Source organism: Sphingobacterium siyangense (assembly GCF_023277505.1).
GTDB lineage: Bacteria > Bacteroidota > Bacteroidia > Sphingobacteriales > Sphingobacteriaceae > Sphingobacterium > Sphingobacterium siyangense.
Window position 1 is genome coordinate 6,140,653 of the sequence record NZ_CP080574.1, and the last position, 18,573, is coordinate 6,159,225.

10 protein-coding genes are annotated in these 18,573 nt (G+C 40.8%); 1 reads left to right on the forward strand and 9 read right to left on the reverse strand.

Going from position 1 to position 18,573, the window contains the following annotated elements:
• Positions 1-25 precede the first annotated feature (25 nt).
• The 8 genes from K2F45_RS25755 to K2F45_RS25790 form a co-directional block, all read right to left on the reverse strand.
• The gene (locus K2F45_RS25755; RefSeq protein WP_237241873.1) at positions 26-1,852 is read right to left on the reverse strand and encodes a glycoside hydrolase family 9 protein; all 1,827 of its coding nucleotides are present in this window, start codon (positions 1,850-1,852) and stop codon (positions 26-28) included.
• 42 nt (positions 1,853-1,894) lie between these two features.
• Entirely contained in the window at positions 1,895-3,754 is a 1,860-nt protein-coding gene (locus K2F45_RS25760) for an outer membrane protein assembly factor BamB family protein (RefSeq protein ID WP_248932679.1), read from the reverse strand.
• 175 nt (positions 3,755-3,929) lie between these two features.
• Positions 3,930-5,774: a RagB/SusD family nutrient uptake outer membrane protein gene (locus K2F45_RS25765; RefSeq protein WP_075994487.1), complete on the reverse strand. Its 1,845-nt coding sequence runs from the start codon at positions 5,772-5,774 to the stop codon at positions 3,930-3,932.
• Between the two features lie 11 nt (positions 5,775-5,785).
• Positions 5,786-9,241 carry a SusC/RagA family TonB-linked outer membrane protein gene (locus K2F45_RS25770; RefSeq protein WP_075994488.1) on the reverse strand — a complete coding sequence of 1,152 codons (3,456 nt, stop codon included), beginning with the start codon at positions 9,239-9,241 and terminating at the stop codon, positions 5,786-5,788.
• 51 nt (positions 9,242-9,292) lie between these two features.
• Positions 9,293-10,537, reverse strand: coding sequence for an exo-beta-N-acetylmuramidase NamZ family protein (locus K2F45_RS25775; protein ID WP_216640416.1), 1,245 nt, complete (start codon positions 10,535-10,537; stop codon positions 9,293-9,295).
• 444 nt (positions 10,538-10,981) lie between these two features.
• Positions 10,982-11,638 (reverse strand): N-acetylmuramoyl-L-alanine amidase, encoded by a 657-nt coding sequence (locus K2F45_RS25780; RefSeq protein ID WP_075994489.1) that lies wholly within the window; start codon positions 11,636-11,638, stop codon positions 10,982-10,984.
• A gap of 60 nt (positions 11,639-11,698) precedes the next feature.
• Positions 11,699-13,471 carry a SusD/RagB family nutrient-binding outer membrane lipoprotein gene (locus K2F45_RS25785; protein WP_248932680.1) on the reverse strand — a complete coding sequence of 591 codons (1,773 nt, stop codon included), beginning with the start codon at positions 13,469-13,471 and terminating at the stop codon, positions 11,699-11,701.
• A gap of 7 nt (positions 13,472-13,478) precedes the next feature.
• A complete protein-coding gene (locus tag K2F45_RS25790) occupies positions 13,479-16,637 on the reverse strand; it encodes a SusC/RagA family TonB-linked outer membrane protein (RefSeq protein ID WP_088163223.1) in 3,159 nt (1,052 codons plus the stop codon).
• Between the two features lie 628 nt (positions 16,638-17,265).
• Between K2F45_RS25790 and K2F45_RS25795 the strand changes: the two genes are divergently transcribed.
• Positions 17,266-17,913 (forward strand): DUF6266 family protein, encoded by a 648-nt coding sequence (locus K2F45_RS25795; protein ID WP_075994491.1) that lies wholly within the window; start codon positions 17,266-17,268, stop codon positions 17,911-17,913.
• A gap of 15 nt (positions 17,914-17,928) precedes the next feature.
• Here the strand turns inward: K2F45_RS25795 and K2F45_RS25800 are convergent, their stop codons facing one another.
• On the reverse strand, positions 17,929-18,483 hold the full coding sequence (locus K2F45_RS25800) for an acyl-CoA thioesterase (RefSeq protein WP_088163803.1): 555 nt from the start codon (positions 18,481-18,483) through the stop codon (positions 17,929-17,931).
• Positions 18,484-18,573: the final 90 nt, after the last annotated feature.

Sequence of the window (18,573 nt, forward strand, 5' to 3'; positions counted from 1 at the left end):
ACAATAGCCCCAAAAACATCCCGTGTTACTTTTTTCCGGCCGGCTCCTCCAAGGCCTTACCTTCTTTTGAAGCCAGCAGATAAATCAACGAAGCGGTACCATCCATTGTCGGCTCATTGGTACTATAATCTCCATAGTCGTCATGATAGACCGCCAAATCACTTTGAAACTCCGCATAGCTATCTGGATTATTCAACTTGATACCGATCAGATTGCGGTACGTAGATGCCATAATGGGCCCATCAACCAAACCGCCATCGATCGGATGTTTACCCAGAAAGGTAAAAGCCGAATGCGGATCAACAGGTGTATCGCCCCACGACGGAAGACCATATACCATACTCGTGCCCCAAGGGTTCGTTCCAAACAACCAGTCAAAATTAGCCTGAGCAAGTTCATCGAAATGCGCATCTCCCGTCAATTCTTTATACCATAGACATTGAATCGCGAAGGATACCGTTAAGTTGTTGCTACACCAAATAAAGGGAACTCCACGAAAAAATGCATTTTTTTCGGCTCTCCGATTGACTTCCTCAATCCCCTGTTTATAATAAGAAACAATCTCCTCGCGATCTTGTCCTTTTAATCCTTTTGCCAATTCATAATGCCCAAGATTAATAAAAGGGTACCACTGATAATGTGCAGCAGTATCGCTTACCATCCAAGGTGTAATCTTTTCTTGCCGTGCGTAGCCTAAGGCTTCTCGAGCAAACTTTTCTTTTTTTGTCACCGAAAACCCCATTGCAGCGGCCAACTGCATATCGTCCACCCAATTATCTTCGGCATAAATATAAGGCGATTTCACAGAAACTGTCTGTGTCACGCCTGGTTTTATATTGGCATAAGCATAGGCCGTTTCCGATTTCTTCGAAAGCAGCTTTGCATATTTACCATCCTCTTTGTCAAACAACATCGCCCCCAGGCGAAAAGCACTACTAAATTTACCAGCAGTAGAGCTCGTCCCCGTCGTATTATTCATAAACTTACCACGCTGTTGTGGTTCGCCATCGATAAAATACACCGGTCTTTCAAATCCACGACCATAATAGGGATCTTCCTTTGGCATCCGCATGCTTGCATGGTCCCGGTCATCACCAATCTGGTTGTACATCTGATTGGCTTTAGGATGCATTTTCAACAACCAATCCAGGCCCCATTTTGCTTCATCCAGTACATCGGCACGACCGTTTTTTCCGTCAAGACCATTTGCTTGCTTTAGATCACCAAATACCTTTGGAAAATCGCGGTAAGCCGCTAGCAGATGAAATGTCGCATTTGCCGACGTAGTCGCATATTGCAAATAATCAGAAGCATCATGCCAACCTCCGCCAGCATCGATGCGGGAGCTATCGGGAATACCAACCTTTCCTGCATAAAGCGCAAACCCATCGTGTGTGTGGCAGCTATCTTTCAGAAAAGGGTTGAACAATGTCCGTTGTTGCCGCATATAACGCAGTACAAAATCGGCCGCTCCTTTGTAAACGTCCCGAGCAATTCGGAATGTTGGAGACTTCACATCTCCAGCCTGAATAAAAAAGCGTCCTGTATCCTGCATAGAAGAGAAATCCAAACGAAAGCTCTGAACAAAAGGACCATAAGCCCCATAATCTTTTCCGACAGGATGCACATACACTGTTTTACCCGTTTGTGCGTTTTTAATTTCAAAAGAACGAAGCTGCCTGATTGATTTCCCGCCCCATACCGCGACCTTCTTGCCCGCCGGGGTATAGCCCAATTGGTTTATTCTAATCCAAGCATTTTGCTGTGCTTTCGCAAAGTTACAAACAAAACATGCAAAAACAAGCAAAAAAGCTTGACGTAAATTTAAGAAGTTTAGACATTTTTTTATCATATCAAGGCATTTATTTTCAAAAAGATCAATTCAATCGATTGCTTAAAACTCTAATGAAACTATTTTGCCATCCATCGTACTCGCTATCACCTTGTTTCGGCCGTTTAGCGCAACAGGATTAACCATTCCATTGGATATTTTATATTGCCATACTACCGCGCCTGTTTTTACGTCAACCCCGGATAGCAAACCCGAATGACTCGGCACAAATACCAATTTGCCATTGGATATAATCGCAGAAGGTGCCAATTCATAAGGCAATTTAAGCTTGGACTTCCAGGCAACATCCATACGATCAGCAGCAACTGAAATACCCAAAAGATCCCCATCCATCGTCTTCACATAAACCAATTTATGATCTGCCGCCAGCCCCATAGACTCGCGCACCCGAATGGTATCTTTCTTTTCCCGCCAAATGACCGCCCCCGTTTTCGCATCCAGTGCTGTCATAAAACGATCCGGTGCAACTACAAAAACACGATTATTTACGCCCACTGGATTACATGCCGCCGCTGAAAACATCCGATTAGCCTGTCCGTTATTCCATTCCCACGCCAGCTTACCTGTATTGACATTCAAAGCATAGAATCCATTACTCCAGGAGCCAAAAATTACATTCCCCAAATAATACGTTGGCAGGGTCGATACAAATCCTTTGACCTGATCAAAACTCCATTTTACAACCCCAGTCTTGATGTCCAGTGCGCTAAACTTACCATCCGAACCACCGATAAAAGCCACGCCATTATGTAGCAGGGGCGAACCCAAAACCGCCTTTTCAGTCTGTACCTTCCACAACAACTTGCCATTACGGGCATCTACCGCATAAATTGCATGATCCGATGATCCCGCCACGACAATCCCCTTCCACACAGCTGGCGTAGAATAAACTTTACCACCGGTGCGGAATGCCCATAGCTTTTTACCCGTTTTTAAATCAAGCGCAAAAATATCGCCCGCGGTATTTGATGTAATCACGCTATTTTTGTAAACAGCTAGTCCCGCCCCAATATCACTAGCATCTTCAAACGTCCAATTGACTTTAACCTGATCTGCATATTTTGCATTCACAGCATAACTTGGTCTCGGGTAGCTTACCGTTTCATTTTCATAGTGATGATTAAATAGAGGGACAACAACCCAAGATTTCTCCTGCATCCCTACACCGGGATTACGCTCCTGATAACTCGCTTTACCATCGGCGATGGTCACAATATTATAGCCGCCAACCGCTTTATTCGCACGCAGGTTTGACCGCCCCATTACCCCCGGAATCCCTTCCCAATCGTATAATTTATTGGCATGGCCATGTCCGCAAAGCGCCAATTGGACATTCCGCGTTTTAACTCTTTTCAATGCGTCAAACCAGTTATTTAGCGAAGAATCCTGTGGATAATGATTAATATAGATCAATGGCAGCTGCTTATCCGGATTCGCTGCAAAAATGGAATCCATCCAGACCAGGTTCTCACGAGGAATCTGACCAGGGCTCATCCGCATATTTGGTCCTGAATTGGTTCCAATGAATGCGTAACCTTTATGCTTAAAGAAAAAGGTTTCACCACCAAAAACGGTGCGAAACGTATTGGCTCCATTTTCAGACCAATTTCCATCGTGATTTCCCGGAATCACATACCAAGGCAGCTGCAAACTATCTAAGATGCGCTTTGCCAGCTTCAACTCATGGTCAGCGCCAAACTCGGTGATATCCCCAGAAAGTATAACGAAATCAATATCTTTCAATGTATTCAGGTCCTTTACAGTACGTCGCAAATCCTCCTCTCCTGTTGCACCACCGACATGCGTGTCTGTTACGTGGGCAAATTTGAAGGGCTGCTGCGCCATCACAACGTTAAAAACGCAGGATAATGCAATAAAAAAGGTGATAATTGGAAACCTCATGCGTAATGTTTTCTTAAAAATAGCGTTTTTATGCATAATAATAAAATAAAAATGCGTTTTTATGCAAAGTATTTTAGATATAGATTTAGGTTTGTTTTCGACAGCCTCGGCTATCATGGACATAAAAAAGCCTTGTCTAAAAACATAGACAAGGCCTCATAATATGTGGATTAAATTACCACCCTTTAGTTTGTGTTAATTTATATCCTCTTTGCTCATAGTCAACAATTTGCGCTTTACCCACTGGAGCTAAATAAAATTTATCATCCACGGCATTTCTATTTGCTGCATTTTGAACCACTATAAAACCAACCATATCGGCAGCATTAGAACCATTATAAGTCACTACGGTTCCATCCGCTTTCCTCACTTTGGTGACGCCAACATAGTTAGATTTTAAGAAATCCGGAGCCTGTTTTGCTACATCAACCCAAATTCCCGTAAAATAATCCGTACTTTTCGAAAAGTCCATATAACCCAGCTTTTTCCATCTCTTTAAATCCAGCAATCGCGAGTATTCAAACACGAATTCCATCCGGCGCTCACGACGTATTTCCCACATTAGCGGTGTTACATCTGCATCTCTAGCTGGATCATTGGCAATTGAACCAATCTGTAACGGCGCAGTCTTTGTCACTCCTTTAGCTATAGCAACCTCGTCAAGCGGTCTATTTCTTACTGCATTGATTGACTTATCGAGATCTGTTTGTGTAACAGCTGCACCACCAAAGTTTTCGGCTAAAATTTGCTTTGCTTCAATCCAGTTTAACACAACTTCTCCATAACGAATAACAGGAGCGTCTGATGTATTGGTATTTGAATTCCACTTAGCATAATCAGGATTTGCACTTGTTATCTTATAACCATTGCGAGCGACATACTTTGTTCCATAGACAAATGTTGAAGCCTTGGAGTTCAAATCCGTATCAAAGGAAGCCTCAAAACGTGGGTCACGAGAGGTCGCCAACTTGCTCAACGAAAAATCCGTAGCACTAGCAAGTGATGATGAAGAATAAGGCTTACCATCAACACAGATAAATTCCTTGATCAATTTTAAATTTGGAGCGGTGGCCTGTGCCTCAACGCCATTTTGATAAGATCCGATTGCATGCAGCACACTAACGGATGCATCGTATTTACGATACATAATCACTTCTTTGTTGGTAGCTAAATCCTGGGAAGAAAACAAACTTTTGAAATCAGCAGTAAATGAATACTTACCTGAACTCATAACAACCTCCGCTGCACTTTGGGCAAGCTCCAAATATTTCTTTGCTCTTGCCTGATCAAGACCGTGGTATTTCTGCCAAGAACCTTCAAACAACATCAAACGTGATATAAAAGACGCTGCAATATACTTATTCAACACATTTGCACCATCATCGGCTTTCATATTCTGTAATACATATACAAAGTCATCGTACACATGATCCATCACGACACCACGATTATCACGATCTTTATATTGCGTATCAAAATCAGAAGCAGCTACTTCAGATTCAAAATATGGAACATCCCCGAAAACAGAGACCAACCTCGAATACTCAAAAGCTTTAAAGAATTTCGCAACAGCAGTCCAGTGATTATATTGAGCCGTGGTTAAGTTCGGCTTAGCAATAGTCTCTATTCTATTCAAGAAAATATTGGATTTGCGAACCCACGAATAATTCCATGTGGGACCAGCATACGTATCAAGCCATGCCGCAACTTCAGATGTGGATGAACGCGTATCAGGTATAGCATTTTCAAAATTAGCTTGTTGACCACTAAAAGTCAAATCGTCTGAAAAGGTATACCCCCTTACTGGCGTATAATCCGTCGTAAAGGAACTATTGTAGCCGTTGAAATATTGCGTATAAAAACCGTTCGCAAATAACCTCAGGTCATTTTCATCCCTCCAATAAAGCCCCGAACCATCTGTAATCTGATCCAAAGACGGGCGATCTAACAAGCTGTTACAGCTTGACAACACCATTGAGGAACCTAATAATATATATAAGAATTTTGTTTTAATTTTCATGATAATTTCAATTAAAATGTCAATTGAACGCCAAAAGAAGCAGATTTGAACGTTGGCGTTCCAACACCAATACGGCCACTATTGTAATTATTCAAGCTCTGATCAACAAACATATTCACCCCAACAACAGCTTCAGGGTCGATAGGCAAGCCATTAAGTTTATCCCATGTAAAGAAGTTTTCCAAAGCAGTGTATATACGTAAATTGCTTACTCCGATTCGACTCAACGTTCCCTTCGGAAGAGTGTAACCCAAGGTTAAGTTCTTAATACGCAAATAGGACATATCCAACAAATAGCGACTTTGTATCTGCATATTATTAATATTGTCTGTTCCACCGTTGCTGTATGCTGCTGGATAAAATGCGCCCGTATTATTTTCAGTCCAATAATCTGAAGACATAACTGCAGGCATTGCTCCATCTGATGCATTAAAGCCGGCCTGTGCCAAGAACCCTTTTCCCCAAACTTGACGGCTACCTACACCTTGGAAGAACGCAGAGAAGTCAAAACCCTTGAAATCAGCCCCTAAACGAAATCCATATTCATACCTCGGCGTCGAATTACCGATCACAGAAAGGTCACCATGATCTGAAATTGTCCCCTTTCCGTTATCTATAGCACCATCTCCGTTTAAATCCTTAAACTTAACATCACCGGGACCATAAAGGAAGGTAGATGAATTTTGAACCCAAGATTGGTAAGCTCCATTTGGATCAGACAACTTGTTCATTGTCTTACCATTGACGGTTGTCGTAACTAGTTTTCCATTTTCATAAACGAAATCACTTTTTTGATACAGACGATCCGTTTCATAACCCCAAATTTCACCGAATGTCTTACCGTTATAGTATCCATCCACTAAAGTTGTTGTACCGTATTCTGTGATGACAGATTTTGCATCCGATACGTTTGCACGTAGATTAATCCCCAAACCATTTTCGAAACGGTGGTTAAAATCAACTGCTAGCTCCCAACCTCTCGTACGTAAAGCGCCAAAATTACCTTTAGGAGCCTCAGCACCAAAAGTCGCAGCAACACCTTCCATCGGCACTAGCATATTTTTAGTATCGCGTTGATACCAATCGAATACAAGCCCCAGTTTATTCTTGAGGAATCTTGCGTCAAGTCCAAAATCCAAGGTCTGGATATCTTGCCAGCCCACCTGAGATAAAACGGCGGCAGGAGATCCTACATACCAATCCTTATTTCCTGAGCTGTTAATCCAGTTAGATTGGGCATTCGTCATATAACTTGTATACAAATTGTTCGGAACAGCCTGATCTCCAATCGAGCCCCATGAACCGCGGATTTTAAATTGATTTACGAACTCACGTGACCAGTCCATAAAAGATTCTTGCGATACCACCCAACCTGCAGAGAACGACGGATACCATTTCCAGCGCAAGCTTGTCGGAAATTTAGACGATCCATCACGACGTAAATTTGCTTCAAACAAATATTTATCCTTATAAGCATAGTTCACCCGGCCAAAAAAACCAATCTGAGATTCCCATTTTTTATAACCGGAACCAGTCACTGTTCCCGATCCAAACGTTAATTGTGGATTCTTGATATCCAGCAGGTTTGTAATTTGTGTCCAAGAATTTTCAGTTTGTTCCGCGACACGGTTTAAACCTGCCATAAATTTAAACTCATGCCCACCATCCAAGCTCAAATTGTAAGTAGAGAAGGCATTGATCGTATGGCGCAAGAAATTCTCATCTTCCTTACGGTAATGGTCAGGATTAGAGCCTGCAGCTGTATATTGGAAATAATCTAGATCATATGCAGCCATCGCTCCCGCAGCAGATGCGTCCACATAGCTTCCATTTGCATCGACATACATCTGGTTTCCATTTGCATCCTTTTTCGCTACTGGATTTCCCCAGGAATTGCCTGCCGTAAAACGTGTACCCGGCTTATTCCAGATCATCTCCTGATTGGTCAATGTGTAATCAAAATCCAATTTCCAATTCTTCGTGAAATTTACAGTAGCACCACCATTGAAATTCATATAGTTTTTTAACTGGCTCGCCACGTTTGCCGCACCAGTCTCATAAGCTGGACTACGAATTGGGTCCCCGTCTCCATCATTTCCAAACGGATACAGCGAGCTCCAACGGTACATATATAACCATGGATCTGCTGTTGTCGAATTCGTTGCATACGGATATTGTTTATTCGTACGGGAATAAATAGCTCCTGCCCTCGCTGTAATGTATTTGTTAATCTCATGAGAAACCCGTACTGAAGCATTATATCTCGAGAACTTGTCCGTATTAGTCTTCAACATACCAGACTGATCAAGCAACCCTAATCCTACATTATAAGAAGTTTTACCTGACTTACCCGATAGCGATAAATTATGTTGTTGTGTAGGAGCCCATTCACGAACCATATAGTCATAAGGATCATACGTACGTACGCCATATTTATAACCTGTTGCAGGATCATAATACCAGTCACGTCCATACAACGTTGGATCATCTTTACCGACCGAGCTACCATATTTATCCTGCCATTCAACCGATTTTTGATAACTTTCTTCATTTATTTTATAGAAAGCTCCAGTAAAATTGCTACCAACGCGCAAAGCTGCATCCAACGAATATCTCAACGCATCAACCGTCCCCATTTCGTATTTCTTGAATGGGTTTTGAAAGGAGAAATTATTAGAATAATTTACTGACACCTGATCAGTTTTAGCTCCCTGTTTTGTTGTAATTAAAATAACACCATACGCGGCTTTAGCTCCGTAAATAGATGATGCTGCGGCATCCTTTAAAACTGAAATAGATTCAATATCATCGGGATTCACAATATTGATACTCGGAATCTCCACATTATCCAGTAATATCAATGGATTATTGGATCCAGTTATTGAACCTATTTGACCGCGAATTTTGATCGTTGGATCAGATCCCACCTCTCCACTCGGGATAACGATACTCAATCCTGGTGTCGTACCCTGCATGGCACGTCCTGCATCAGCAATAGGACGTCCTTGCATTGTCTCTTTGATATTAACTGACGCAACAGCACCTGTTAAGTTACTCTTTTTCTGCGTACCGTATCCAACAACAACGACTTCATTCAACGTTTGATTATCATCGACCAAAGTTACATTTAGCGAATTCGAAGTCACAGGAACCTCTCGTGTAATATAACCTACGGATGAAAAACGCAACTTGCTCCCCACGGCAGCTGTAATTTTAAAATGCCCCTGCGCATCGGTCTTCGTTGATGCATTACCACCAATTACAGACACGCTTACTTCAGAGACTGGACCTTTTCCATCCGTTACAGTACCTTGCACTGTATTTTGAACCGCACTTTTTGCAGAAGAACTTAAAAGAACGCTTGTTGAATTAACGTTCTTCAAAGAGCCTTCCTTTTTTGCAAAAGAATAGGATTCAGAAGGAAAACTCAATCCAAGAGCAACAGAAAATAGTACAAATTTTCTCATTGATTATAGAGTTTTAAAATAAATGATTCTAGTTAATATTGTTAGTTATTGCTATTCAAAATCAGTATACAACAAATACTTCTTACGCATTTGTTTATAGTTTTTCAAGTCATCCGACCAGGAAGCGCGAATCTGTGCCTCGGATTTACCTGCAAGAATCTGCTTACGCAACTGATCAGTGCCTGCGAGCTTGTCAAAAAATTCAGGCCTCGCAAAGAAAGTCGATTTATCAGGCGTCTTTTGATAAAAATCCAGGACATATTTTAGTGTGAATTTTTGCTTTTCAGGATCCAGGGCACGTAGATCTATACCATAATTCGTCGCACCTTTCCCCTCCACATGCTTGGACATACCATGACGTTCACCCGGAGTAAACGTAAAGGAGCCGTACACCGGATTTGTATACCCCAAAACTTGGAATGGCCAATCCGTCCCACGCCCTACCGAAATATCAGTTCCTTCGAAAAGGCATAATGAAAGATACAATCGTACAGAAAGCTGATTGGGTAGACTTGGTGAGGGAATTACCGGCAAATCGTACATCGTTTTGTGATCCCAGTTTTGTACTTTTACAACCTGCACATCTGCCTGACGACCATTTTCCAACCAGTGTTCCCCATTGATCATCTGTGCCAGCTCACCAATTGTCAAACCGTGGATCATTGCTATTTTATGCCAAGAAACATCGGATTTAAACTTATCGTCATGCCTTACTGGACCGTCGACCTGATCTCCATTTGGATTTGGGCGATCTAATACAATTAATTTTTTGTTATGCTTTGCACAAAGCTCCATCACACGATGTAAAGAAGTGATATAAGTGTAAAAACGCGCTCCGACATCCTGTAGATCGAAAATCATAACATCGATGGAATTGACAATCGAATCCTGTTTCTTATTTCCACCATATAATGTAAATAGTGGTAAACCTGTTTTCTGATCAATATCATTTCCAAACTTCTCGCCACGCTCCACATTACCACGGAAGCCATGCTCAGGAGCAAAGGCAAATTTTAAGTCAACTTTATTATCCATTAAAACATCAACGAGATGTTTTTTATCGGAACCAACAATCGATGTCTGATTTCCCATAACACCTACTTTCTTACCTTTTAATTGCGGCAGATATAAGGTTAACTGATCTGCCCCTGGCACAATAGCTTTGTTCGTTACATTACCAGAAATGCTGTTTCCGGCTTTTTCATTAGTCTGAGCAGACTTCAACGAACTTCCACAAGAAATACAGGTGACAATCGCAACCAAAAAGGTCAAATTTAGTAAGGTAGTTTTCATCATAAATAGACTTTTAGCTCGTGCATAAATGCAGTTTTATGCATGAATAATTGAAAATCAGAATAAAAGTAAGTAGAACTTTTCGTTTTTAAAACTAAAAACTACACAAAAACGCAAAAGAAAGTAAGTGTTCACTTATATAATAAGCAGACAGAACTAGCAAAATTGATTAATAAACAATAAACAATTTGTTTTAAAAAAAATATGAAAAGCTAGTTATCAGAACTTTACTGTAAAACAAAACAAAGGATAAAGAAATAGAAAGTGTACAAATAACAATACATTGTAACATATAAGATACAATTAACACATCATTAACAACACAGCAAAATACAGCAAATCAGCAGGATCAATACGATTACCTTCCAATAAACAATAGCTATGAAATACATTCGCTCAACATCAGCTGTTAATCCGACAGGCATCAAAAAAAAATATCACACCTTCCTAAGGGAGCGGATTCAATTTTAAGTCAGTCAAATTTTTTCTCAAGTTATTCATAAATCTATCTCCCGGGTCATCTTTACCCGTGATATAATTGGGATCCGTTTCTTTCCACCAACTTGTTTTCTTAAATCGTTGGTACTCATGATGACCCAATACAAATTCGATGGGATATTTTTTACTGAGATAGCGGATCAGTTCTTCATTGGCTTTTAGCTGCGCATCGGTCAGTGGATTCTGGCGGCTACCTATATTCTCAATACCGATTGCGCAATAATTGAGACCAATCGTATGCCGTGCAAAAATAGAATCGGGCAGAAACTGGTAAATAGTCCCATCCCGATCAATGACAAATTGCGAAGACACGTTCAATGGACTGGCCTTGGTCAGTTCCGGACGCCCCGGAAGTCGTACGGGATTAAAGGTGTTAAAAGTCGCCTTTACACTGTTATTGGCCGTCCAATGTACCACCACCATTTTAGGATGGATAATCGGTGTTGACTGCGTCAGACCATGTCTATTTTTCAAATAATCCAAAGACAGCTGAATACGTTCTTGATTCCAAGTAATCGGTTTTTGAACAATCTTGGGTGATTGTGCAAATCCTACAGATGCCAACAGCAACGCAACAGCTGTCGTTAAATAATTAGTGAATTTCATACGTTAAAATTACAAAAACAAAGCCGTTAAAAAACGGCTTTGTACAATACATATTTTATATTATTCGGCAATATCCCACCATACTGGATAAGACCAAATATCATCACTTAAAGCATTAGGATGTGATGCCATTAGGCTTTGCGCATTGTAGTTGATCTCATGCGACACTTGTCTAACACGTCTAAATTGTTTACCATCGGGTATTTTAGTTTTCGCGGCCGCTGTAACCGTGTACTCATAGGGAACGCTCCAGCCAGGATATACATTAGCACTAAAATCATAACGCCGCATATCATTCCAGTTCTGTTGCGTAAAAGACATCGCTATAAACTTTTGTGTCATAATTTTCGGCAGTGTAATATCTGCAGCAGTTCCAATACCTTTATTGATAAATTCATCAATTTTACTTTGAGCCATTGGAGATTTGCTCTGATTGACGTTGCCATAAGTAGCCAACTTAAGATTCATTAAGTCAATATGCCCTTGTATAGCAGTTTTATAAGCAGCAAAAGCACCTGCCTTATCACCTTTTTTAAATAACACCTCCGCTTTAATAAAATTCATTTCAACAGATGTTAAGAGATGAGTCGGTGCATCGGGTCGCGAATAAAAAGTTCCACTTGCAGCAACAACACCGTCGTCCCATTTATAAATATCCGGTGTTTTCTCGGCCTTTGCATTCGAGGTGCTCCTAAACGAAACATATACGGTGTCACCCCAGCGGGCAGTGTTCGCTGAATTGATATACCAACTATGCGGAGCCACCGAACGATTATTACTTTCAATAGCAACATCTTTCGCGTTATATGAAGCCACAATAGGACCAGATTTCATACGGATATCAGACTGCATATCAACCCCTTTAGAACGTACCATTTTCTTCGGAATACCATATTCAGCCCATGGAATCAACTTATCTGCCCTTGGATCTTCGACATTTTTGTTATCAAAATTGGTCAATAAATTCTCGTACCATTTGGTCACCAAAATATTGGAGTTCATCCCCACATTATCATAAACAATGGAGGTCTTAACTGGATCTGCAAACAAAATATCGCCAAGATTATCCCCCTGTACGTCAACATGATTTACAATTGTACTTTCATTAATGGATAGTGGCGCATTATTTAATGCTGCCAAAATATCATCAGGTTTGTACAAACTTGATTTTTTCGATAAGTTATTTAACCAGCGCGCTTTTACCCCATAACACATCTTTATCCATTTCGAAACATCCCCACCGTTCCAGCTATCTCCCGCAGACAAAGCCGTCGCTGTGGCAGGTTGCTCCATCTTGAGATAAGCAATAGCTTCATCAATTTCCTTTAGGCAACCTTCAAAAATAGTTTTTCCATCATCAAATTTGGGGGTGATAACATCTCCCAATGCCTCTGTATAAGGCATTTCCCCATACCAATCTGTCATCAGCATAAAACCCATGGCACGAATTGCCTTCATCGCACCAATATAATGATAGGCATTTTCTGCTTTGGCTTTTGCCTCTAAATCAGAGAAATTGGCCCCTGCTCCTACAAAAAAGAACTGATAAGGTGTCGTCGACATCCCTGCAATGGGGTTCCACCCAGCAATCATACTGTTGGAAGCAGTACCATTCGTAAAACTCAACTGTTGTGTCACATACCCCGCACGCGCCCCAGCAGTACCTTGCGCATATAAATAATAATGTTGAATCCACGCCAATCGACTATCAACCGATGCTACCGTACTAGAAGGTGTATTGGGATCCACATTGATATCCAACCAACCCTTACTACAAGAAGAAAGACTAGCCGCCCCTATCAACAAGGCCAATAAATATTTTGATTTTTTCATAATGTGCTTAGAATTTTAAATTAACACCAAAAGTTACACCTGCAGTGCTTGGCACTCCATTATAATCAATACCAACAGAACTCGAACCTGTCACTCCCGACCCTGCTGCACTAGCTTCTGGATCCAATCCTTTGTAATTAGTCAAAAGCCATAAATTCGTACCTGTCAGCGTCGCTGTCAATCCTTTAATAACTTTGGAAACATTAGATTTTTTAAGTAAAGAATTTCCGAAATCATAAGAAACGGAAACAGTGCGTAATCTCAGCCAATTGGTTTTCGTCATAAAATTGGCACTTTCTTTTATATAGTGTACCCCCCAATAGTCTTGAATGATCTTTTTACCACTTGTTTGCGCTCCACTCACCAGATAAGATTCATTTGCATTGAATGTAAATGTTTTATCCTCATAAACTGGAGCTGCAGCTGTCCCAGTATTCACAACACCAGACAATGTCAATTCATCACGCTCCAATGTACGCATGCTCAATCCATTAAGTGTCATCGCATAATCTGTTCCGTTATAAATATCACCGCCAATACGATAGTCCAACAAAAATGAGAGGTTGAAATTTTTGTAGGTTAAACTATTATTTAAACCGCCAATTAATTTCGGCTCCCGATTTCCGATATTGTACGTCGTCGCATTATCACTAGTTGGCATACCCGTATTGGCATCAAGGATTAACTTACCATCCGGAGTGCGCGCATATTTTGATCCGGAAATGCCCATAAAACTTCCACCATTGAATGATGCAGCCTTAGCATTACCAACTTGCACATCTGTTACATAAAGAATATCCACGCCAGAAATCAGGTTATCCACTGTTCCCTTATTCCGAGACATATTTAAGGTAACATCCCATTCAAAATTTTCTCTTTTTATAGGTTTACCCGTTAATGAGAGCTCCATACCTTTATTGTAAATATCACCCGCATTGACCGAGACAAAAATATAGCCCACAGACTGTCCTAAACGTGGCGAAAGGATCTGATTATACGAATTATTGGTATAATAAGCGTAATCTACGCCCAATCGACCGTTTAAGAAACGTAGTTCAGCCCCAACTTCAAAAGATCCCGTAGTTTCTGGTTTAAGATTTGGATTCCCTTTTGTCCAGCTATTTCCTGTTCCAATAATTCCGCCTAGAGATTCTCTAGGTGTCCACAGATAGGTATTTGTAGCATATGGTGTAGCGTCCTTACCTACACGGGCCCAAGAGGCACGCAACTTACCAAAGCTCAGCCAATCTAGCCCTTTATCTTTCAACAACTCCGTAAAAACAAAACTTCCTCCCACAGATGGATAAAAATAGGACTGATTTGCAACCGGAAGCGTGGATGTCCAGTCATTTCGACCGGTTACATTTAAGAAAAGGAAATTTTTATAGGAAGCCCGTAATTCACCATATAGGCCATATAACCTCTTCTTGGAGGTAACTTCATCAAAAAGCTTATTTGCTTTATCAATATTTCCAAAACTATAGAAGTTATTAACGACAAAATCATATCCCATCCTTCTATTTGTATTCACCTTGGTCTCTTCAGCAAAATAACCGACCATGGCCCCTAAATCAAAATCACCGATTTTCTTATTAAAGTTGGACATTAAATTGGAAGACCAATAGTTGAATTTCAAATCATTCTCAGACATCATACCGTTTTGCCAAAGTTGCTTAACAGCTCCGTTTTCGGCAATTAATGTAGAGTTTTTAGTTAAATAACTATCCATCCCAACACGATAAGATACATTCCACCAATCAAAAATATTCATATTGGCATTAATACTTCCTGTGATCCTTTCTGTATTATCGGTCAATTTATTTCTATTTATCGTCCAATAAGGGTTTTCAACATCATCCTGAAGCTCCTGCAAACCTTCGAACATCCGATATTTAGTTCCATCATCATTCAGATATTTCTTCATATCATCACTTCTCGACCAGCCGTAAACTGAAGAAATTGCTCCAGCTCCCCCAGAACCATACAGCCCCGCCGAGGTTAAAGTCTTATCGGTATTGGCTAAAGTATAGGCCACATTGGCTCCTACACTTAATTTCCCGAATTTTTGATCACCATTAAAGCGAAAAGCCGTTTTTCCATAACCAGTTTCTGGGATAATACCCTGCTGATCAAAACGAGATCCTGACAAATAAAAAGATCCATTCTTATTTCCCCCGGTAACATTGACTGTATTATCAAAAACGGTAGCCGTCCGAAAAAAGTCCCCAACATTATCATAAACTTCTTCCCCTGGCTTGAAAGCTTCTCCCCAAGATTGTGTTGTATAGTTATCTAAAGTCCCAGCGCTGTTATAGTACCCACGCTTGTACTTACCTTGTTGTTCAGGCAAACGATTAGCCCAATTTGCAGAAAAACGACTCGAAAAGCCTATTTCAACGCGCCCTTCACTACCACGTTTCGTCGTAATAACAACCGCTCCAGCTGCTGCACGTGATCCATATAACGCCGCTGCTGCAGGGCCTTTTAACACGGAAACATTTTCAATATCTTCGGGATTAATATCCATGACACGGTTGCTATTGGAAGTTGACGTAGCCTGCATTCCATCAAATCCACTATTCCCTCCAATGGGCGTTGAATTATCGTAGATAATACCGTCGACAACAAATAAAGGTTGGTTATCCCGCTCTAGCGAAGTACCACCGCGAAGAATAATTTGTGCACCTGCACCTGCTGCTCCCGAAGATTGTGTTACGTTTACCCCCGCAATCTTACCGGCCAATGAATTGACCACGTTGGCAGTCTTATTCTTCATCAACTCATCCGATTTAATATCCTGAACGGCATAACCGAGTGCTTTTTTTTCCTTCTTAATTCCCATTGCCGTCACAACCACCTCTTCAAGCGCCTCCTCACTGCCAGAAAGCGCAACATTGATCGTTGCATTTGTCCCGACTAATTGTTGTCTTTCCTGAGAACCTACGGCTCTAAAAATCAAAATATCACCTGGCTCTGCATTGATGGTAAAACTTCCATCAGGCTTGGTTTGTGTACTGACAGATTTACCTTTGATGCTCACGGTTACATTAGGCATTGTACCACCATCAGAGGCATTCGTCACTTTACCCGTTACAGTTTTGGTCTGTGCCCATAAACTGGTTGACAGCATCACCCCTGAACAGAATAAGAGAAATTTTTTATTCATGGTTTTTAGTTAGTTGTTAATAATTTTCCATAACGGGCGGTTCCAACCCTAGGTTTATATCAATTACTACACAATAGTATGAAAAGCTTCCTATTTTTGCAAGCTTATGCATAATTATTTGAAAAAGAAATAACAATAAACACATTAACGCACAATCTGACAACAAAAAAGCCGTCAATCCACATGAAAACAGATGCAAAAACGCACAGCACAGCAAAATAAAAACAAAAACATCTTATAAAAGCATTTAGCAAGACCTTTTCACCCCATTTGAGCACAAAAAACAAACATTAGAACTGCAAAAACACCAACAGCATGCATCATCCAACACACAACAGCGTGCTTATGCAAGGAATTATTCGATTTACACCGCCACTTTAAACTAATTAATAGCTATTGTATTCGGATGTTACTCGGCTCTTCTTCGGTCTTTATTCGGTGTTTCTTCGGTGCTTCTTCGGTACTTGTTCGGTACTCCTTCGGTGCTTCTTCGGTCTTTACCGAATAAAGTCCGACTAAGTTCCGTTTAAGCTTCGTTGTAATTCCGAAAAAAAATCGAACCTAATATTGACCAATACCTATTTATTTTGTAACTTAAAGAAAAATCAATAGCAATTAACTTAATATTATGGCAGTCATTAAAAACGGTGCCAATGGCACGCTTTCGGGCAAAGCAGGATCAGTCGTGTTTGTTACCAATGGAAATACAACCTATGCAAGGAGCCTACCAAAGAAAACCAGAAAAAAACCTTCTGCAGATCAAATTCAATCAAGGTCGCGTTTTTCCCTCATCCAGAAATTCATCTCTCCAATGCTAGGCTTATTAAGGATCGGATTTAAAAACTATAACCCCGATAAAAAGGCCTATAGTAACGCCATGTCCTACAATCTCAATCATGCGATAGAAAAAACCGCAACTGGCCATGCCATCAATTATGAAAACTTTCGCGTGAGTAAAGGGACCCCCAATCCGATTTCCACCTACACATTTCAGGTAGATAAAGAGACAAAAACATTTACACTCACCTGGGAATATGACGCAAATACCGCATCGCAATATGACATTAGCTCAAGTAATTGTCGTTTGCTGTTATACAATCCCGATGAGTGCGCTTTCACAAATGAAAGCATGAATCCCCTGACGCATAAAACACAGACAGCCACCCTAACCCGACAGCAGACCGTCGGCAACTACCATGTCTATGTATTTTTCTACAAAACAGACGGAAGCGATGAATGCACAGACAGTAAATATCTAGGAACATTTGAATGGTAAGAAAGGGAAGAAGACCTAAGAGCTCAGACTGATCTTCACATCAAAATGCGCTGTGATATAAGCTTGCTGCTCGGCAGAGTCCGTTTCCAGATCGTGAATAGCGCGATCCCTTTCTTTGTCGACCTCCATCTTCACCACACAGCGGTAGAAACGAAATACATCTTTTTCGGTCTCCAATATTAACCTTGGCACCCGGGCAGGCTTGCCTGTTTCATCTTTTGCCACCATCGTAAAGTAAGAGGAATTACAATGCTTGGTTTCACCCGTCTGAATATTCATGGCTTCGACCCGAATACCGACTTCCATGGAAGAGTTACCTACATAATTCACAGAAGCGATCAATGTCACCAATTCACCCACCTCAATAGGCTTCAAAAAATCAACCTTGCCAACTGACGCCGTTACACAATAATGTGCAGAAAATTTGGACGCCACAGCAAATGCGATCTGATCCATCAATGATAAAATATATCCGCCGTGTATTTTACCACCAAAATTAGCATTCGAGGGCAACATCAGCTGTGACATCCGAATCACAGAGTCGCTTACTGTTTTATAGATTTCTTCCATACCTATAAATTTACCTTGCATAGATTACAATTCAAAACAAAAAAGGGATATCTAAAATTCAGATATCCCTTTTTTTAAGTGTTGATGATA